The sequence below is a fragment of the Aureibaculum flavum genome (assembly GCF_016406085.1).
GTDB classification, from domain to species: Bacteria; Bacteroidota; Bacteroidia; order Flavobacteriales; family Flavobacteriaceae; genus Aureibaculum; species Aureibaculum flavum.
Genome location: NZ_JAEHFJ010000003.1, coordinates 386,990 through 405,734 on the forward strand (window position 1 = coordinate 386,990; position 18,745 = coordinate 405,734).

At 29.8% G+C, this 18,745-nt stretch carries 19 protein-coding genes; 8 read left to right on the forward strand and 11 right to left on the reverse strand.

The window, feature by feature from the left end; all coding sequences use genetic code 11:
* Positions 1–56 precede the first annotated feature (56 nt).
* A complete protein-coding gene (tyrS, locus tag JBL43_RS07650; protein ID WP_198840865.1) occupies positions 57–1,352 on the reverse strand; it encodes a tyrosine--tRNA ligase in 1,296 nt (431 codons plus the stop codon).
* Between the two features lie 200 nt (positions 1,353–1,552).
* On the opposite strand from tyrS, the gene JBL43_RS07655 reads away from it, so the two are divergent.
* Positions 1,553–2,563, forward strand: coding sequence for an NAD-dependent epimerase/dehydratase family protein (locus JBL43_RS07655; RefSeq protein ID WP_198840866.1), 1,011 nt, complete (start codon positions 1,553–1,555; stop codon positions 2,561–2,563).
* A 19-nt stretch (positions 2,564–2,582) separates the two neighbouring features.
* Here JBL43_RS07655 and JBL43_RS07660 read toward each other — a convergent pair whose 3' ends face one another.
* From JBL43_RS07660 to JBL43_RS07670, 3 genes are all read right to left on the reverse strand, one after another.
* Entirely contained in the window at positions 2,583–2,966 is a 384-nt protein-coding gene (locus JBL43_RS07660) for a DUF4296 domain-containing protein (protein WP_198840867.1), read from the reverse strand.
* Positions 2,967–3,063: 97 nt separating this feature from the next.
* Positions 3,064–4,407: a dihydroorotase gene (locus tag JBL43_RS07665; protein WP_198840868.1), complete on the reverse strand. Its 1,344-nt coding sequence runs from the start codon at positions 4,405–4,407 to the stop codon at positions 3,064–3,066.
* 56 nt (positions 4,408–4,463) lie between these two features.
* Positions 4,464–5,183 (reverse strand): polyprenol monophosphomannose synthase, encoded by a 720-nt coding sequence (locus JBL43_RS07670; protein WP_198840869.1) that lies wholly within the window; start codon positions 5,181–5,183, stop codon positions 4,464–4,466.
* A gap of 76 nt (positions 5,184–5,259) precedes the next feature.
* Between JBL43_RS07670 and JBL43_RS07675 the strand changes: the two genes are divergently transcribed.
* Together JBL43_RS07675 and JBL43_RS07680 are read left to right on the forward strand one after the other, a co-directional pair.
* Positions 5,260–5,916 (forward strand): DUF4271 domain-containing protein, encoded by a 657-nt coding sequence (locus JBL43_RS07675; RefSeq protein ID WP_198840870.1) that lies wholly within the window; start codon positions 5,260–5,262, stop codon positions 5,914–5,916.
* A 122-nt stretch (positions 5,917–6,038) separates the two neighbouring features.
* The gene (locus JBL43_RS07680; protein WP_138952272.1) at positions 6,039–6,782 is read left to right on the forward strand and encodes a uroporphyrinogen-III synthase; all 744 of its coding nucleotides are present in this window, start codon (positions 6,039–6,041) and stop codon (positions 6,780–6,782) included.
* Positions 6,783–6,847: 65 nt separating this feature from the next.
* Here JBL43_RS07680 and recA read toward each other — a convergent pair whose 3' ends face one another.
* The 4 genes from recA to rpiB all read right to left on the reverse strand — a co-directional run bounded on the left by recA (position 6,848) and on the right by rpiB (position 9,641).
* Positions 6,848–7,855: a recombinase RecA gene (gene recA, locus JBL43_RS07685; RefSeq protein WP_198840871.1), complete on the reverse strand. Its 1,008-nt coding sequence runs from the start codon at positions 7,853–7,855 to the stop codon at positions 6,848–6,850.
* Between the two features lie 329 nt (positions 7,856–8,184).
* The gene (locus tag JBL43_RS07690) at positions 8,185–8,769 is read right to left on the reverse strand and encodes an NUDIX domain-containing protein (RefSeq protein ID WP_198840872.1); all 585 of its coding nucleotides are present in this window, start codon (positions 8,767–8,769) and stop codon (positions 8,185–8,187) included.
* Positions 8,756–9,208: a GNAT family N-acetyltransferase gene (locus JBL43_RS07695; RefSeq protein ID WP_198840873.1), complete on the reverse strand. Its 453-nt coding sequence runs from the start codon at positions 9,206–9,208 to the stop codon at positions 8,756–8,758. The genes JBL43_RS07690 and JBL43_RS07695 overlap by 14 nt, the downstream gene beginning before the upstream one ends.
* A gap of 1 nt (position 9,209) precedes the next feature.
* On the reverse strand, positions 9,210–9,641 hold the full coding sequence (gene rpiB / locus JBL43_RS07700; RefSeq protein ID WP_138952278.1) for a ribose 5-phosphate isomerase B: 432 nt from the start codon (positions 9,639–9,641) through the stop codon (positions 9,210–9,212).
* 685 nt (positions 9,642–10,326) lie between these two features.
* On the opposite strand from rpiB, the gene JBL43_RS07705 reads away from it, so the two are divergent.
* A complete protein-coding gene (locus JBL43_RS07705; protein WP_198840874.1) occupies positions 10,327–11,628 on the forward strand; it encodes an NHL domain-containing protein in 1,302 nt (433 codons plus the stop codon).
* A 78-nt stretch (positions 11,629–11,706) separates the two neighbouring features.
* Positions 11,707–13,914, forward strand: a complete 2,208-nt coding sequence (gene rnr / locus JBL43_RS07710; RefSeq protein WP_198840875.1) for a ribonuclease R — start codon at positions 11,707–11,709, stop codon at positions 13,912–13,914.
* Positions 13,915–14,040: 126 nt separating this feature from the next.
* Here the strand turns inward: rnr and JBL43_RS07715 are convergent, their stop codons facing one another.
* Positions 14,041–14,445 carry a c-type cytochrome gene (locus tag JBL43_RS07715; RefSeq protein WP_198840876.1) on the reverse strand — a complete coding sequence of 135 codons (405 nt, stop codon included), beginning with the start codon at positions 14,443–14,445 and terminating at the stop codon, positions 14,041–14,043.
* Between the two features lie 304 nt (positions 14,446–14,749).
* Between JBL43_RS07715 and tatA the strand changes: the two genes are divergently transcribed.
* Positions 14,750–14,944 (forward strand): twin-arginine translocase TatA/TatE family subunit, encoded by a 195-nt coding sequence (tatA, locus tag JBL43_RS07720; RefSeq protein WP_198840877.1) that lies wholly within the window; start codon positions 14,750–14,752, stop codon positions 14,942–14,944.
* 103 nt (positions 14,945–15,047) lie between these two features.
* Here tatA and JBL43_RS07725 read toward each other — a convergent pair whose 3' ends face one another.
* Positions 15,048–16,001 carry an SPFH domain-containing protein gene (locus JBL43_RS07725; protein ID WP_198840878.1) on the reverse strand — a complete coding sequence of 318 codons (954 nt, stop codon included), beginning with the start codon at positions 15,999–16,001 and terminating at the stop codon, positions 15,048–15,050.
* 82 nt (positions 16,002–16,083) lie between these two features.
* Between JBL43_RS07725 and JBL43_RS07730 the strand changes: the two genes are divergently transcribed.
* Both JBL43_RS07730 and JBL43_RS07735 read left to right on the forward strand, forming a co-directional pair.
* Positions 16,084–16,437: a DUF8785 domain-containing protein gene (locus JBL43_RS07730; RefSeq protein ID WP_198840879.1), complete on the forward strand. Its 354-nt coding sequence runs from the start codon at positions 16,084–16,086 to the stop codon at positions 16,435–16,437.
* 19 nt (positions 16,438–16,456) lie between these two features.
* On the forward strand, positions 16,457–17,002 hold the full coding sequence (locus tag JBL43_RS07735) for an acyl-CoA thioesterase (protein WP_198840880.1): 546 nt from the start codon (positions 16,457–16,459) through the stop codon (positions 17,000–17,002).
* A 78-nt stretch (positions 17,003–17,080) separates the two neighbouring features.
* Here the strand turns inward: JBL43_RS07735 and gltX are convergent, their stop codons facing one another.
* The gene (gltX, locus tag JBL43_RS07740) at positions 17,081–18,634 is read right to left on the reverse strand and encodes a glutamate--tRNA ligase (RefSeq protein WP_198840881.1); all 1,554 of its coding nucleotides are present in this window, start codon (positions 18,632–18,634) and stop codon (positions 17,081–17,083) included.
* Positions 18,635–18,745: the final 111 nt, after the last annotated feature.

Below are 18,745 nucleotides of genomic sequence, written 5' to 3' on the forward strand. Positions count from 1 at the left end.
CGCAATTAATAATACACAAACACGATAAGCGAACTCCTAAAAATTAACCTCTAACCCTAAACCACGCTCAACAAAAAGTAATTTTTCTTACCACGTTGTAACAACACAAACTTATCTGCAATTAAATCGTTTACAGAAAGTGTATAATCATCTTTAACTTTTTCCTTATTAATAGCTATAGAATTTTCCTTTAAAGCTCTTCTTGCCTCTCCATTTGATTTTAAAAATCCTGATTTTTCATTTAATGCCGCAATGATATCTATTCCTTCTTCAAGATCAGTTCTAGAAATTTCTGCTTGTGGCACACCTTCAAATACATCTAAAAAGGTTTTTTCGTCTACACCTTTTAAATCTGCTGAGGTAGATTTACCAAACAAAATATTAGACGCCTTTATAGCATTTTCTAATGCTTCTTTAGAATGAACCATGGTAGTAACTTCATTACCAATGGTTTTTTGTAGCAAACGTAAATGTGGCTGTTCTTTATGCTCTTCTATTAATTTTTCTATAGTTTCTTTATCTAAAAAAGTAAAAATTTTAATATACTTTTCAGCATCTTCATCAGAAGAATTTAACCAATATTGGTAAAATTTATAAGGTGAAGTTCTTTCTGGGTCTAACCAAACATTTCCACCTTCTGATTTACCAAACTTGGTACCATCAGCTTTCGTTATTAATGTACAGGTAATAGCATACGCCTTTCCTTGTACTTTACGACGGATTAACTCTGTACCTGTAGTAATATTACCCCATTGATCAGAACCACCCATTTGGAGTAGACAGTTCTTTTCATTGTATAAATGTAAAAAATCATAACCTTGAATCAATTGGTAGGTAAACTCAGTAAAGCTCATTCCTTCATTAGATTCAGCATTTAATCTGTTTTTTACAGAATCTTTAGCCATCATGTAATTTACAGTAATATGCTTACCGATATCTCTGGCAAAATCTAAAAAGGACAATTCTTTCATCCAATCGTAATTGTTTACCAATTCCGCTGCATTATCTGCACCAGAAGTAAAATCTAAAAATTTTGATAATTGACCTTTAATTCCATTAACATTTTTAGTTAATGCTTCTTCATCTAACAAATTTCTTTCATTAGATTTTCCTGAAGGATCACCTATCATACCTGTTGCTCCACCTACTAACGCAATAGGTTTGTGACCAAATTGTTGAAAATGTTTTAGTATAATAATAGGCACTAATCCGCCAATATGTAAAGAGTCTGCTGTAGGATCAAAACCTATATAAGCTGAAGTTACTTCTTTATTCAATTGTTCTTCAGTGCCCGGCATTGCATCGTGCAATAGGCCTCTCCATCGTAATTCTTCAACAAAATTATTAGTCATAATAGTAAATTTTTGACAAAGATATGCTTAATCATAAAAAGGGTAAAGTAAATAATGGAATTTAAGTTTTATTTGAATCAAAACACCACTATAATCCCCTCTAGGGAACAATTTTCTCCTTAAAACTTTCCACAAATTGAAATACATACAATTTCGCATATATATTTAGTATACTAAGGATTATTAGTTATTTTAGAGGCATGATTTTAGTTACAGGTGGCACAGGTTTAGTGGGTTCTCATTTGTTGTACCAATTGGCACAGCAAGAAGAAAAAATTGTGGCCATTCATAGAAAAAACAGCAATTTAGAAGCTGTTAAAAATGTATTTTCTTATTTCTCGTCTAATTATGAGCTACTTTTTAATTTAATAATTTGGGTAGAAGCAGATCTTAGTGACGTACCTGCTCTAGATTTTGCTTTTAAAGGAGTTACTAAAGTTTATCATAGTGCTGCTATGATTTCTTTTAGTGCGTCTGATTATCGAATAATGCGAAAAATTAACATTGATGGTACCGCTAATATTGTTAACCTATGTGTTGCCAATCAAGTTGAAAAATTGTGTTTTGTAAGTTCAGTGGCTGCTGTAGGAAAACCCTTAACCGGTAAAAATATTGATGAAGACAACGAATGGAATGTGGCCGATAATAATTATGGCTATGCAATTTCAAAATACGGTTCTGAAATAGAAGTTTGGCGAGCAGGACAGGAAGGAGTAGATGTTGTTATAGTAAACCCTGGCGTAATTTTAGGGGCTGGATTTTGGAAAACAGGTTCTGGAAAATTATTTGATAAAAGTTATAATGGATTCCCTTTTTATACGGAAGGAATTACTGGTTTTGTTGATGTACAGGATGTTGCAAATATCATGATTAAGCTAATGAATAGTAATATTAAAAATCAACGCTTTATTTTAGTTAGTGAAAGTGCTTCTTTTAAAAAGGTTTTCTATGCTATTCCAGATGCGTTTAATAAAAAAAGACCAACAATTAAAGTCACCAAACTTCTAAGTGGTATAGGTTGGCGTGTAAATTGGTTGTTAAGTAAATTCTCAGGTAAAACACCCATGATAACCAAACAATCTGCAAATTCGGCTCATAATAGTTATTATTATTCCAATAAAAAGATAAAAGAAGCTATTGATTATCAGTTTATTCCACTAGAAGAAACCATAAAAAATGTATGTGAAAATTATATAAAGGATCAGAATTAATAATACTAATGACTTATTCTTACTTTACAAGTTCTCTAGTTTCATTAATAATTGAATCCATTTCAGTTTCTGGCTGATAAATTTTCTTTTTTTCTTTAAGCCTTCTATTAACCTCCTCAAACATTTTTTGATAGTCATCTATCTTAGAAGTATAAAACAAATTACTTTCGCTAAATTGAGTACTGTCTATTTTATACTTTTCAAAAACTAACGGTAAGTAATTAATATTATTTCTCTTATCTATTGTTTGTACTGATCTCGCTCCTCTTGCAATATAAATATCTGTCCAAATCTTAATCATTTGATCTTTTTCTATCAAATTATCAGGTTTCTTATAGATCGTCTTACTAGTACAAGAAACTATAAAAAGGAAAGCCAAAAATGGATATAATAATTTTTTCACTTGATATATTAATTTACAATTATTTATATAAACAGTATTCCTAATGGGTTGAGAAAAAAGTATAGAATTTTACTATTATTATTTTTCACAAAATCTTCTAAGAGGGTCTTGTAAAAGTTAATTGCATTCCTCGATTATCATCATCAAATTTACCGTGATTATAAACTAATTTTCCATTGACAAACGTATGAGTAATTTCCGAATTAAATGTTGTTCCTTCAAATGGAGACCAACCACATTTATATAAAAGACCTTCTTTTGATATGGTTTGAGGCGACTCTAAATCTACCAAAACTAAATCGGCATAATAACCTTTTCTTATATACCCCCTCTTTTCTATTTGAAATAATATGGCTGGATTATGACACATTTTTTCAACTAACTTTTCTAGTGATAAAATACCATGATGTGTAGCTTCTAACATTGCTAGTAATCCATGTTGCACTAATGGTCCGCCACTTGGAGCTTTCGTATAAATTTGTGATTTTTCTTCTAACGTATGTGGTGCATGGTCAGTTGCAATCACATCTATTTTATCAGTTAAAAGAGCTTTCCATAGTCCTTTTTTATCCTCTTTGGTTTTAATAGCAGGGTTCCATTTTATAAAAGTCCCTTTTTCTTTATAAAAAGAATCGTCAAACCAAAGATGATGTACACAAACTTCAGCCGTAATTTTCTTTTCTTCTAATGGAATATCATTTCTAAACAAAACCGTTTCTCTCGCTGTTGATAAATGAAAAACATGTAATCTAGCTCCTGTTTTTTGAGCTAATGCAACTGCTTTTGATGAAGAAATATAACATGCTTCTTCACTTCTTATTTTTGGATGGAAATCCATAGGAATATTATCTCCATACATTGTTTTGGCACTTGCCAAGTTATCTTTTATAGTTGTTTCGTCCTCACAATGCACAGCTATAAGCATTTTAGTAGATGAAAATATCTTTTCAAGTACTTTTTCATCGTCTACTAACATATTACCTGTAGAAGAGCCTAAAAACAATTTTATAGCTGCCACTTTATGCGGATCTGTTTTTAAAAGTTCCTCTAAATTATCATTTGTACCGCCAAACATAAAAGAATAATTGGCATAAGAAGTATTTGCTGCAATATCAAATTTATCTTGTAATAAAGCTTGAGTTGTAGCTTGAGGTACCGTATTTGGCATTTCAATAAACGACGTAATACCTCCTGCAACAGCAGCCTTACTTTCTGTACCAATATTAGCTTTATGCGTTAAACCAGGCTCACGAAAATGAACTTGATCATCAATAACACCAGGCATAACATATTTACCCAGCCCATCAATAATTTGCGTGTTGGTTGGTACATTATCAATGGTTCCTACTTCAGCAATCAACTGATCTTCAATCAAAATATCTCCAGTGATTATTTCACCTTCATTTATTATTTTAACGTTTTTTATAAGTGTTCTGTTCATAGTCTTGTTAAAATTCTAGTCCTTGATATTTACATATCAAAGTAAATTATATTGATTTATTTTGGAAGTCCTTTTAATTTCATTTTAATTACTCCTAAAATGGCTTCACCAATTATGGAACTATCCATTTTAGATTTACCTAATGCTCTATCCGTAAAGATAACGGAAACTTCTTTAATGTTAAATCCATGTTTCCATGCTTTAAATTTCATTTCGATCTGAAAAGCATATCCTACAAATTTAATCTTATCAAGTTTAATAGTTTCCAACACATTTCGTTTATAACAAACAAAACCCGCGGTTGTGTCATGAATAGGTATCCTAGTAATAAACTGCACATATTTGCTCGCAAAATAGGACATTAAAACTCTATTCATAGGCCAATTAACCACATTTACACCTTTAGAATAACGAGAACCTATAGAAACATCGGCTCCGTAATCGTGACAAGCTTGGTACAATCTTATTAAATCTTTTGGGTCATGAGAAAAATCGGCATCCATTTCTATGATATAATCATATTTTTTTGCCAAAGCCCATTTAAAACCATGAATATACGCTGTGCCGAGTCCTGTTTTTCCTTTTCTTTTTTCTAAAAATAAACGAGAAGGAAACTGAGCTTGTAAACGTTCTACAATTGCTCCTGTTCCGTCTGGAGAATTATCATCTACAACCAATACATCAAATGCCTTTTGTAATGAAAATACGGTCTTAACCATGTTTTCAATATTTTCTTTTTCGTTATATGTGGGTATAATGACTAAAGTGTCTGACATTGTAATAATTTAATCTACAAATTTAGAGCAAAGGTAAAATAAAATATTACTAATTTTGTGTTAATAATTTCAAACCATGTTAGAAGCTACTGAACGTATTGTTGTATCAAAAGATTGGATTACAATAGTACTTCTAATTGCTGTTACTTTACTGATTTTAAACCGATTAAAATCGAATGATAGATATTATAAACTAAAAAATTTATTATTTAATAATACTTATATAAATAGTTTTTCAAAGGCCAACCCATTACTATTCAATTCATTTAGTATAATTTTTCTAGCCGTTTATGTAATTATTATATCTTTCTTGTTATTTATTATTGTACATTTAGTAGAACCTGAAATGGCTTCCTATGACTTTTTATTTTACCTCAAAATTGCTTTTGTTGTATGTGTTTTTTTTGCCATTAGAATTATTGCAGGTTTACTTCTGGGAATTTTAATTGAAAAAGAAAGGATTCAGACACACTTTACATTCTTGAAAGCAAGCTATTTAAGTAATTATAGTCTCATTATGCTCCCATTAATTGCTATTCATTTTTATGTAAATTCTACAATATATTCCTATTTTTTGTTGTTTACAGCAGCTGCATTATTTCTTTATTATTACGTTTTATTGGTCAAAACAAATCAATCTTTAGTTTTTGGAAAATCGTTTTATTTTATTTTGTATCTTTGCACGCTCGAAATAGCTCCTTTTATAATAATGATCAAATATTTTATTTTATAAGGGCAATTAAGAGAAAAGTGTTTATTTAACGCCTTAACCTTATTTTCAGTTACGCTGACAATTAAAAATTAAGGCATGCCTCCCGACTATTCGGGATGATCAATAAAAACTATATAATACAGATGAAAGTAAAAACTATTTTAGTTTCTCAACCCGCTCCAAGTACGAAGCAATCTCCATACTTCGATTTATCCGATAAGCAAAAGGTAAAAATTGATTTTAGATCTTTTATTCATGTTGAATCGGTTGACGCAAGAGAAGTAAGAAATCAAAAAATTGACTTATCTAATTTTACAGCTGTTATTTTTACCAGTAGAAATGCAATTAATAACTATTTTAGAATAGCAGAAGAAATGCGTTTTACAGTACCTGATGATATGAAGTACTTCTGTCAATCTGAGGCTGTAGCTTATTATTTACAAAAATATGTAGTCTATAGAAAACGTAAAATTTATGTAGGTGAGCGTACTTTTCAAGATTTATTAAAACAAATTAAAAAACACAAAACAGAATCCTTTTTATTACCTTCTTCAGATAAATTAAAACCCTTAGTTCCAGAGTTATTAAATGAACTTGATATAAAATGGGAAAAAGCGGTACTTTATAAAACCGTAACTAGTGATTTATCTGATTTAAAGAATGTTTTATATGATGTTTTAGTATTTTTTAGTCCTTCAGGTATTGAGTCATTATTTCTTAATTTTCCAGATTTTAAGCAAAATGATACTAGGATTGCAGTCTTTGGAAACACTACTATTAAAGCCGCAGAAGAAGCTGGATTACGTATAGATATTACTGCACCAAGTAAAGAAACACCATCTATGACAATGGCATTAGAACATTATATTAAAAATGTAAATAAATAGACATTTACTTAAAACCATAAAAAAAGCGGACATTAAATGTCCGCTTTTTTTATGGTCAAAATATTTTATTTTTCTTTATTGATTTCAACAAGAATTTTACCTTCTAATTCTTCAGCTAAATCAGGATTATCTTTAATTAAAGATTTTACAGCATCTCTACCTTGTCCTAATTTAGTCTCACCATAACTAAACCAAGAACCACTTTTCTTAATAATTCCTAATTCTACACCAATATCTAGTATTTCACCAACTTTAGAAATACCTTCACCATACATAATATCAAACTCAGCCATTCGGAAAGGTGGTGCTACTTTGTTCTTAACCACTTTTACTTTAGTACTATTACCTATGACTCTATCACCATCTTTAATTTGTGTTCTACGTCTAATATCTAAACGAACAGATGCATAAAATTTTAAGGCATTACCACCAGTAGTAGTCTCTGGGTTACCAAACATTACACCAATTTTTTCACGCAATTGGTTAATAAATATTACTGTACATTTTGTTTTACTTATAGTTCCAGTAAGTTTACGTAAAGCCTGAGACATTAAACGAGCATGTAAACCCATTTTAGAATCACCCATTTCACCTTCAATTTCACTTTTTGGTGTAAGTGCTGCAACTGAATCAATTACCACAATATCAATAGCTCCTGATCTAATTAAATTATCAGCTATTTCCAAAGCTTGTTCTCCATGATCTGGTTGCGAGATGATTAAATTATCAATATCAATACCTAAATTCTGTGCATAATATCTATCAAAAGCGTGTTCTGCATCAATAAATGCCGCAATTCCACCAGCTTTCTGAGCTTCTGCAATTGCGTGTAACGTTAATGTTGTTTTACCTGAAGATTCTGGTCCATAAATTTCTATTACTCTACCTCTTGGATAACCACCAACACCTAAAGCTATATCTAATCCTAAAGAACCAGATGGAATTGCTTCAATATCTTCTGCAACATCGTCTCCTAAACGCATTACTGAACCTTTTCCGTATGTTTTATCTAATTTATCTAAAGTTAATTGTAAAGCCTTTAGTTTTGCCGTTTTTTCTTTGTCTTCTGCCATAATTCTACTTAAAAGTATATTTAAAATAATAGTCGCTAAAATACGAAAAAGAACTTTAAATTTTATACCATAAAAAAGTAATGTTTATAATTACTATGAATAGTATACTTTTTATTATAATGATATATTAAAAAAAAAATTCTTTTCGTTTTGTTGCTCTTTAGGTATTATTCCTTTGAGTAATAACTTACAAAGTAATAATATTTGAATTACTAATCCTTAAAATATTCACAATCCAAACGAAAACTTTCAACTTGGTAATCTTCAAATAGATTTTGCAACCTACTTAGCCCTTTTAAATAAATCTATGAATTAAAAATAGTTTATTTTTAATCTAGTAATTTTTCAATTGCAGCATGTTGCAATAAAATAACCGTTTTTGCATCATTTATTTCACCAGTTTTAATCATTTCTAAAGCATTTTTAAAAGGCATTTCTAATACTTCAATTTCTTCAGTTTCTGAAGCTAATCCTCCGCCTTCATTTACTTTCATATCCTCATTATATTCTCCAATAAAGTAGTATATCTTTTCAGTAACTGCACCAGGTGTTGAATAAATTACAAATACTTTTTTAACTTTTTCTAAGAGATAACCTGTTTCTTCTTCGGCCTCTTTTTTTATACAAGTAATGGGATCATCTTCATCTAATAAACCTGCACAAACCTCTATTGACATACCATCATCATTACCATTTAAATAACTAGGCATTCTAAATTGTTTGGTTAATATAACGGTACCTTTTATATTATTAAATAATAAAATACACGCCCCATCACCTCTATCGTAACTCTCTCTATTCTGGTTTTGCCAAGAACCATTTTTTAACTGATAATCAAAATTTACCTTATCTAAGGTGTACCAATCATTTGATAAATTAGTAATCTTTTTTATTTTTACTTTAGGATTGTTCATTGTCTAATATCATATATATATGTGGGATTCCATCTTCTAGATATCCTTCTCCTTTTTGTTGAAAACCAAAAGATTCATAGAAATTCTTAAGGTAAACTTGTGCTCCTATTTTTATAGGAGTTTTTCCATATAGTTTATAGGTTTCATTTATTGTTCGCTCTATAAGCTTCTTACCTAGTTCTTGTTTTCTAAAATTTTCATGCACTACTACTCTACCAAATGCAACTTGTACATAATAATCTCCAGGTTTAAAAATTCTGGTATATGCTATGACTTCATTATTATTTATACAAAAAAAGTGATGAGCAAGTTGATCTTTATTATCTAATTCTGGATAGGGACAATTTTGTTCAACAACAAAAATATCTATTCGAAGTTTTAAAATAGAATAAAATTCATTTAAAGATAATTGATCAAATGTTTTTAAAAACCATTGCATTTTATGAACAAGCTATTTTATCAACTCTAGTCTGATGACGCCCACCTTCAAAATCCATATTTAAAAAAATATCAACAAAATTAATTGCTTGATGTACTGAAACAAATCGTGCAGGAATACTTAATATATTTGCATCATTATGTTGTCTTGCTAACGCAACCAATTCATTATTCCAACATAGAGCTGCTCTAATTCCTTGATGTTTATTGGCCGCAATTTGTGCACCATTGCCACTTCCACAAATGGTTATACCAAAATCAACCTCTTTATTTTCTACAGCATTAGCTACTGGATGAACAAAATCTGGATAATCAACACTATCATCGGTATCAGTTCCAAAATTTATAACGGTATGTCCGTTTTCCTCTAAATGCTTTACTATAGCTTTCTTGTAATCGGTACCTGCGTGGTCATTACCTATTGCAATCTTCATTTTTTATATATTTTAATTTAAAATTCAAATTTACCACTATTTAACTTTATGAACATTAAAATTTTAAATTGTTAATAGCTTTTGGCAATAATTTAAGAATTAGACCTTTAAACAATCCTACAATTGTTAATCAAATATCAATTAAATTTTATAATAATAATTTGTATTCTTAATTAAAAGGTTAAGAGAAATATTACTAATACAAACCTAATTTAGTTATCATAATTTGAGATGAATTTATTAACATATAAAAACAAGGTTTTCAACTAAAATTTTAATTATTCTTTACAATAAACTAGTTAATAACAGTTGTTAACAACCTGTGTTTAGAATTGATTATTTATTTGATTTATAGTTGGTTTAACTAATAAATAATAGCTCATAAAATGTTAAACAAAATTTAACAACTTAATATCAAAATAAATATTGCATTATTTATTGTAACTATTAACAACATATAATAACAATCATTTCTTTTCTAAAATTTTAAAATAAAAAAAATATTATATTATATATGTTGATAAGTAAAAATTAAGCAAACACAAGTAGGTAAATTTATGTTGTGAGTGAATACCTTATTATTAATACTAATAAGTAGTTTTTTTACTTTTTTTCACTTTTTATCTAAAATATTGTAAATTAGCGACCTTAACTATGAACTAAGAAAACTTAAACCCCCTATGTTATGAAAAAAAATTACATTATTTTATTATTTTTATGCCTTGTGTATACTGCACAAAGTCAAACAATTACTACGGTAGCAGGTACTGGATCTTCGGGATTTTCTGGAGATGGTGGTTTAGCTACTACAGCAAAGTTAAATTTACCATTTAATTTAACTTTTGACAAGTCTGATAATATTTATATTGCAGATACTTATAATAATAGTATTAGAAGAATTGATAAGGAATCAGGTATCATTACAACAGTAGTTGGTACAGCTGATAAAAAACAAGTTAGCGAATTAAAAACCCCAACGGGATTAACATTTGATAATTACAATAACCTATATGTTGCTGATTTAGCTAATTTACGTATTAGAAAGATAAATTTAGATACAGGTAGTTCTATTACGTTAGTTGGAAAAAAATCAGAAACAGAATTTCCTAATATTAATGAATATTTAGGAGGTCCTTTTAATGTTGTTTTTGACAAGCATGGAAATCTTTTTGTTTCTGTAAACGGTGATAGTAATGTTAAAAAAGTTGATTTTACAACGGGTAAGGTAACTATTATTGCAGGTACTGGTGAAGTAGGTTTTTCTGGAGATGGAGGACAAGCTTCTGCTGCTAAATTAGCCAACCCAACAGGTTTAGCTTTAGACGGTAAAGGAAATCTTTTTGTTTCTGATAGTGGTAACGAACGTATTAGAAAAATAAATTTATCAACGGGTGTTATTACAACTGTAGCCGGAACCGGAGAAACAGGATTTGTAGGAGAAAATATTGATGCAACTAAAGCTCAATTAGCAAATCCATTAGGTTTAGCTATTAATAATAATGGTGATTTATTTGTTGTGGATAGAGGTAATAATATGGTAAGAAAAATTGCACTTTCTACAGGTAAAATTACAACGGTAGCTGGTAATGGTGAGTCTGGATTTTCAGGAGATGGTGAATTAGCAAAAGATGCAAAATTATCTAATCCTACCGGTTTAGCTTTTAATAAAACTGGTGAATTATTTGTTGTAGATAGAGGTAATAATAGAATTAGAAAAATATCAGGTTTAGCCTCTGCAGATACTGATGAAGTTTCATTAGAAGCAAGTATAAAAGTATATCCTAATCCAAGTACAGATAAAATAACTATCGATATAAAAGATAACGTTGAATTGAAATATGTTTTAATGTTTGATTCTAATGGTAGTCAGGTAAAAGTGCAATTAAAAGACAAGTCTTTAAATGTAGCTAAATTACCAAGAGGTATTTATGTACTTAGAATTGCAACATCTGAAGGTTCAACAGAACAAAAGGTTGTATTAGAATAAAAAATAACAATTATTTAATTAAAAGCCTCGATGACTATCGGGGCTTTTTTGTTATATTTCGGCTAGAATAAATAAAGTATGTCAAAAAAGAGATTTCAATATAAAAAGAAAGGTAATGTAGTTAAAGATTTATCTACAAAAATTTTAAAAACATTAAATCAAAATTCAAAACAGTCGTTTAATTATAAACAAATAGCCGCGAGTTTAGATATTACAGATGCTAATGGTAGACAACAAATTATACAAAATTTGGAAGCCTTAAAGCTAAAGGAACGAATCGAAGAAACTGAAAAGGGTAAGTATAAAATTATACAAAACGAACATTATCATGTTGGTATTTTAGATGTTACATCTAATAAAAATGCCTATTTTATTTCGGATACTTTAGAGCACGATGCCTTTATACCAACGATAAATTTAAATCGTGGACTAGATGGTGATACGGTAAAAGTTTATGTGTATAGAAGGCGAAATAATGATAAGTACGAAGGTGAAGTAACTGAAATTATAGAACGTGCTAAAACCGAATTTGTTGGTGTTTTACAAATGAGTAAAAATTTCGGATTTGTAATACCAGACAATAATAAGATGTATGCAGATATTTTTATATCTAAAAATAATATAGACGGAGCAGAACATGGAGATAAAGTATTGGCTGAATTAACAGATTGGCCAAATAATTCTAAGAATCCTTTTGGTAAAATTATTACGGTTTTAGGTAAACCTGGAGAACACGATACTGAAATTCACTCTATTTTATTAGAATATGGTCTTCCGTATCAGTTTCCTGAAAAAGTTGAAGATGATGCCACCAAATTAGTAACAGAAGTGAGTGCAAAAGATATTTCGGAACGGAGGGATATGCGTAAAACGTTAACTTTTACAATAGATCCTAAAGATGCCAAAGATTTTGATGATGCTTTATCTTTTAAAGAACTAGAAAATGGAAATTTTGAAATAGGAATTCATATTGCAGATGTATCGCATTATGTGCAACCAGATACAATTTTAGATCAAGAAGCTTATGAAAGGGCAACTTCAGTATATTTAGTAGATAGAGTTGTACCTATGTTGCCAGAAGTATTGTCTAATGGAGTATGTTCTTTAAGACCTAATGAAGAAAAATTAACTTTTTCAGCGGTTTTTGAAATGGATCAGAAAGGACATGTTATAAACGAATGGTTTGGTAGAACGGTTACATATTCAGACCAACGTTTTGCATATGAAGAAGCTCAGCATATAATAGAAACTTTTGAAAATACAATTCCTGAGGATATATCGATAACGGGAAAAAGTTATAAAGTAACTGATGATATTGTAAAAGCAACTTTAAAGTTAGACGAACTGGCAAAAAAACTTAGAAAAAGACGCTTACAACAAGGAGCAATTACTTTTGATAGGGTAGAAGTGAAGTTTAATTTAAATGAAGATGCTGAACCAACTGGGGTTTATTTTAAAGAATCTAAAGATGCGAATAAGCTAATTGAAGAATTTATGCTTTTAGCTAATAAAAAAGTAGCTGAATTTGTAGGAAAAAAGAAAAATGGTACACCTACAAAAAATACGTTTATTTATAGAATACATGATGAACCTAATTCTGATAAACTAGCTGGTTTACAAGAAATTATAAGTAAGTTCGGATACAAAATTAATACCCAAACAAAAGAAACAACTTCTAATTCATTAAACAAGTTGTTAAGTGATGTAAATGGCAAGCCGGAAGAGAATATGATAGAAACTTTAACTATCCGTTCAATGAGCAAAGCAATTTATACTACGGATAATATTGGACATTACGGATTAGCATTTGACTATTACAGTCATTTTACGTCACCTATTAGACGTTATCCTGATGTGATGACACATAGATTACTTCAACATTATTTGGATGGAGGAAAATCGCCCGATGCAGCACCTTACGAGAAAAGATGTGAACACTCTTCAGAAAGAGAAATGTTAGCATCTAAAGCAGAACGTGATTCTATTAAATACATGCAGGTTAAATACATGCAAAATCATCAAGATGAAGAATTTGTAGGTGTGATATCAGGAGTTACGGAATGGGGTATTTATATAGAAATTATAGAAAATAAGTGTGAAGGAATGGTACGTACTCGAGATATTAAGGACGATTATTATATCTATGATGAAAAGCAATACGCTTTGGTTGGACAGTCTACAAATAATCTATATCAGTTGGGAGATGAAGTTACTGTAAAAGTGAAAAAGACAGATTTAGAACGTAAACACTTAGATTTTTACTTAATAAATGGAAATGGTGATTAAAAATATGTTTTAAGAAACATAATTATTATGAAAATCGGTTAGTATTTAAATACTAACCGATTTTCATATATAACCGATATAACCGATTTTTTTATTGAAGTTAAAATCAAAGGTTAGAAACGGAATTTAGTCTTCCGTAGTATTTTCCATATATACCTCAATGGCCTTAACTTCTAAAAGAGATAATTTTGATACAAAAGTATCAATATTCATCTGCATAATAGCTATTTGGTCTTCGTCTGTGTCCACAATAGGTTTAACTTTTCCTTGTAAAAAGTCTGCAATACTTTTTTCTTGCTCATTATATGTTTCTACAATATTTTTTATTGTAGGACCAACCTCTGAAGGCTGTTTGAAATGACAAGCATCACAAATGTTTTCGTTAAAAAGTTTTTCACCTAGCTCTATTTGTATAGAGAGATTATTACTTTGAGCTGCATTAAGTTCGTTTTTTTCTGATTTCGATTTTTGGTCTTGGCAACTTACCAAAGTAACTATAATCATAACGGCAATTGGAAGGAGATTTTTCATAAATCATAATTTAGATTTACTCAAATCTAAAGAATGGTAGTTGGTCTTGAAATGATAAATATCAATTTTTAAAAATGCATGCTGATTTTATAACTAAAAGCAACATATTTTAACGACTTAGATTGCTAGCAGTTTATAGTATCTAGTTAATAAACCTATGGCCATATTAAAAAACGCTAATTTAGAATTGAAACATCAATATTTTTAGTTACTCAATAGTAATGGCAATTAAATTTGCCTTTTAACAAATAATTATGCACAATTCACGTTTAATTACTACCTTTGTTTTATAAATTTTTAAGAAATGATATCAGCAACAATATTTTTAGGATGGCTAGGCGGTCAAGAAGTTATTATTATCGGGATAATAATTTTACTACTTTTTGGAGGAAGAAAAATACCTGAATTAATGAAAGGCCTTGGTGGTGGAATAAAAGAATTTAAAAAAGCCACAAAGGATGAAGAGGAAGATAAGAAGAAAGAAAAAATTACAGATTAATAATAATCTAAAATAAAAAAAAGTCGCAATTTGCGACTTTTTTTATGTATTATATTTAAAGGATAACTTAATATTAGCTATCAATAATAAATGATTTCCTTTTTTAATCTTCTAAGAGATTTTGATTTCCTTTTTGTTTTTCTAGTTCTGCCTTTTTCATAGCCTCACCAATTTGATTACTTGCCGAAAAAGAAGCGACCATATTATTTAACATATCGCTACCTGCTTGTGGCGAATTAGGTAACAAAATTAAGTTAGAGTTCGTATGTTCACCAATAGATTGTAATGTATCATAATGTTGAGTTACTACAATAAGTGCAGAAGCTTCTTGCGAGTTAATACCCACTTTATTCAGTACTTCAACAGATTCCTCTAAACCACGTGCAATTTCTCTACGTTGGTCTGCAATACCTTGTCCTTGTAATCGTTTACTTTCTGCTTCCGCTTTTGCTTTTTCAACAATTAAAATCCTTGCAGCATCACCTTCATATTGTGCAGCAGTTTTTTCACGATCAGCTGCGTTAATACGATTCATAGCTACTTTTACTTGTGCATCTGGATCAATATCTGTTACTAAGGTTTTAATAATATCAAAACCATAGTCTAACATGGCATCTTTTAATTCGTTTTTTACAGCAATAGCAATATCATCTTTTTTAACAAAGACATCATCTAATTTCATTTTTGGCACTTCTGCACGCACTACATCAAATACATAACTGGTAATTTGGTCATGAGGATATTCTAATTTATAAAAAGCTTCGTAAACCTTTTCTCTAATAATAACATATTGCACAGATACCTTTATTTTTACAAATACATCATCTAAGGTTTTTGTTTCCACAATTACATCTAATTGCTGAATTTTTAAGCTTACTTTACCAGCTATTTTATCAATAAAAGGTATTTTTAATTGAAATCCTGAATGTCTAATACTTAAAAATCTACCAAACCTTTCTACAATAGCAACAGTCTGTTGTTTTACGATAAAAATTGAGGCGAAAAAAATTATTAATCCGATAAAAATAAAGGGAATGTACCCAATATATGCTTCCATAGTGTTTTTTGTTTAAGGTTAAAAAGTTTAAGTTGATAAAGTTAATGATAATTCTGTATTTTTGATGTATAAAGTATAAATAATGAAAAAAGTTGTAGGGATTATTGTTGCTATAGCAGCTGTTTTATTAATTGGTTATTTTCTATTTGTTTATTACGCCACTTACAGTGAAGGTTTTAGATCAGGAGAATTGATAAAAATTACGCATAAAGGACTATTATTTAAAACATGGGAAGGTGAAATAAGCCAAGGTGTATCTGAATCACAACATTTTAGTTTTTCTGTAGAAGGCTCTGAAGATAAGGTAATTCAACAACTAAAAGATATGCAAGGGCAACAGGTAAAATTGACTTATAAAGAACGTTTTGCCACTTTTCCATGGTTGGGTGATACCAAATATTTTGTTACAGAAGTAGAGAAAACGATTAGAGAGTAGCTTATTATATAAAGATAATATGACGTCAAAATTTAAAACATCAACTGATTCTGAGATTATTTTAACAGAATTAATGCAACCCAATTATTCTAATTTTAGTGGTAAAATTCATGGAGGGTTTATTTTGTCATTAATGGACAAAGCAGCTTTTGCCTGTGCATCTAAATACTCTGGTCAATATTGTGTAACGGCATCAGTGAATAGAGTCGATTTTTTGAATCCTATTGAAGTAGGTGAGTTGGTTACGATGAAAGCTCAAATAAATTATGTGGGTAATACATCCATGGTAGTTGGCATACGTGTGGAATCTCAAAATATACAAACGGGTGAGATAAAACATTGTAATTCTTCTTACTTTTCTATGGTTGCTAAGGACGAAAAAGGAAAAAATGTAAAGGTTCCAGGGTTAATTATTAGAAATAATAATGAAATGAGAAGGTTTTTGAGATCTATTAAAAGATTAAAATCGAGCAATGAAAGAGACCAAGAATTTAAACTAGAAAATTTTAATCCTGATCTTTATAAAAACCACCTTGATTCTTACAATATTAAATTTCAATATTAATTTTTAATCAAAATCAAAGAGCCTAACAAGGTTTTAAAAGATTCAGAATTATATTCCCTGATATTAATTAATTTGATGTTAGAGACGCTCTATTGCTTTTTCAATACGTTCAATAGTGTCTTTCTTACCAATTAGGTCCATTATATCAAAAATATGAGGACCTTGCATAGCTCCAACCAAACTCAATCGTAACGGTTGCATAACTTTACCAAATCCAATTTCTTTGTTTGTAATCCATTCTTTTACAATGTTCTCAATATTTTTTGAATTAAAATCTTGTATTGGATTAAGCACTGAAATTAATTCATTCATTAATTCAGTAGTACCTTCTTTCCATTGTTTTTTGGCTTTATCATCATAAGATGTTGGGGCAATAAAAAAGAAACTACCTAAGCTTAATAGGTCAGAAACAAAAGTGGCTCTCTCTTTTATCAATGAAACTACTTGTTTGATATAGTTTTTATCCTCTAAATGTTTCGCTGTTTTTTTAAATGATTCCATTAAAGTTGGATTGGAATTCATTGCTAAAATATGAAGAGAGAACAAATCAGCTAATTCATCATCACTTTTTAGTTGCAGGTATTGTTGGTTAAACCATTTCGTTTTGTCCGGATTAAATTTTGCACCAGCTTTACTTACATGTTTTAGGCTAAAAGAGTGGACAAGTTCTTCTAATGAATAAATTTCTTTTTCAGAACCGCTACCTTCGTTCCATCCTAATAAAGCTAACATATTAACCACAGCTTCTGGAAAATAGCCATCTTCTTTATATCCACGTGAAACATCACCGTTATTTCGCCATTCCAATGGAAAAACAGGAAAGCCTAATTTGTCACCATCACGTTTACTTAATTTACCTTTACCTTCTGGTTTTAGAATAAGAGGTAAGTGAGCAAATTGTGGGGCATCCCAACCAAAAGCTCTATATAATAATATGTGTAATGCCATTGATGGTAACCATTCTTCACCACGTATAACATGACTAATTTCCATTAAATGATCATCTACAATATTTGCTAAATGATAGGTTGGCATTCCGTCCGATTTGAACAAAATTTTATCATCCAACACATTGGTATCAATTGTTATTTCTCCTCTAATAATATCATTGAGTAGCAACGTCTCATTTTCTGGCGATTTAAAACGAATTACATACTTTTCACCAGAATCAATTCTTTTTTGAACTGTATCTGCATCAAGCGATAATGAATTGTCTAATTTTAACCGGTTATGCCAGTTGTATATAAATGTTTTACCCTTAGCTTCATGGTCTTTTCTATGAAAATCTAATTTTTCAGAAGTGTCAAAAGCATAGTAGGCATTACCATTTGCAATTAATATATCAATATGTTTTTTATAAATTTCCTTACGTTCAGATTGTCGGTACGGTCCGTGGTTTCCACCAATTTCAGGTCCTTCATCAAAAGGAAAATTAAGCCAATTAAGAGCATCTACTATGTATTTTTCAGCACCTTCTACATAACGGTTTTGGTCAGTATCTTCAATTCGTAGAATAAAAGTACCACCATTTTTTTTAGCAAATAAATAATTGAATAATGCGGTTCTAACACCACCAATATGTAATGGTCCTGTTGGACTAGGAGCAAATCTTACCCTTACGTTGTTAATCATTTCGTTAAAATTAGAGTGCAAAGATAGTATTTGACAATGAAAATGCTATTTTTGAGTTTAAATATCTTTTACTTAAAATTCCAATCTACTAATGTAGTGGCACTAAGGTTT

What these genes read in the sequence shown, in the direction of transcription:
- tyrS (WP_198840865.1), bottom strand. Translation starts at nt 1,352, where the DNA reads ATGACTAATAATTTTGTTGAAGAATTACGATGGAGAGGCCTATTGCAC.
- JBL43_RS07655 (WP_198840866.1), top strand. Translation starts at nt 1,553, where the DNA reads ATGATTTTAGTTACAGGTGGCACAGGTTTAGTGGGTTCTCATTTGTTG.
- JBL43_RS07665 (WP_198840868.1), bottom strand. Translation starts at nt 4,407, where the DNA reads ATGAACAGAACACTTATAAAAAACGTTAAAATAATAAATGAAGGTGAA.
- JBL43_RS07670 (WP_198840869.1), bottom strand. Translation starts at nt 5,183, where the DNA reads ATGTCAGACACTTTAGTCATTATACCCACATATAACGAAAAAGAAAAT.
- JBL43_RS07675 (WP_198840870.1), top strand. Translation starts at nt 5,260, where the DNA reads ATGTTAGAAGCTACTGAACGTATTGTTGTATCAAAAGATTGGATTACA.
- JBL43_RS07680 (WP_138952272.1), top strand. Translation starts at nt 6,039, where the DNA reads ATGAAAGTAAAAACTATTTTAGTTTCTCAACCCGCTCCAAGTACGAAG.
- recA (WP_198840871.1), bottom strand. Translation starts at nt 7,855, where the DNA reads ATGGCAGAAGACAAAGAAAAAACGGCAAAACTAAAGGCTTTACAATTA.
- JBL43_RS07690 (WP_198840872.1), bottom strand. Translation starts at nt 8,769, where the DNA reads ATGAACAATCCTAAAGTAAAAATAAAAAAGATTACTAATTTATCAAAT.
- JBL43_RS07695 (WP_198840873.1), bottom strand. Translation starts at nt 9,208, where the DNA reads ATGCAATGGTTTTTAAAAACATTTGATCAATTATCTTTAAATGAATTT.
- rpiB (WP_138952278.1), bottom strand. Translation starts at nt 9,641, where the DNA reads ATGAAGATTGCAATAGGTAATGACCACGCAGGTACCGATTACAAGAAA.
- JBL43_RS07705 (WP_198840874.1), top strand. Translation starts at nt 10,327, where the DNA reads ATGAAAAAAAATTACATTATTTTATTATTTTTATGCCTTGTGTATACT.
- rnr (WP_198840875.1), top strand. Translation starts at nt 11,707, where the DNA reads ATGTCAAAAAAGAGATTTCAATATAAAAAGAAAGGTAATGTAGTTAAA.
- JBL43_RS07715 (WP_198840876.1), bottom strand. Translation starts at nt 14,445, where the DNA reads ATGAAAAATCTCCTTCCAATTGCCGTTATGATTATAGTTACTTTGGTA.
- tatA (WP_198840877.1), top strand. Translation starts at nt 14,750, where the DNA reads ATGATATCAGCAACAATATTTTTAGGATGGCTAGGCGGTCAAGAAGTT.
- JBL43_RS07725 (WP_198840878.1), bottom strand. Translation starts at nt 16,001, where the DNA reads ATGGAAGCATATATTGGGTACATTCCCTTTATTTTTATCGGATTAATA.
- JBL43_RS07730 (WP_198840879.1), top strand. Translation starts at nt 16,084, where the DNA reads ATGAAAAAAGTTGTAGGGATTATTGTTGCTATAGCAGCTGTTTTATTA.
- JBL43_RS07735 (WP_198840880.1), top strand. Translation starts at nt 16,457, where the DNA reads ATGACGTCAAAATTTAAAACATCAACTGATTCTGAGATTATTTTAACA.
- gltX (WP_198840881.1), bottom strand. Translation starts at nt 18,634, where the DNA reads ATGATTAACAACGTAAGGGTAAGATTTGCTCCTAGTCCAACAGGACCA.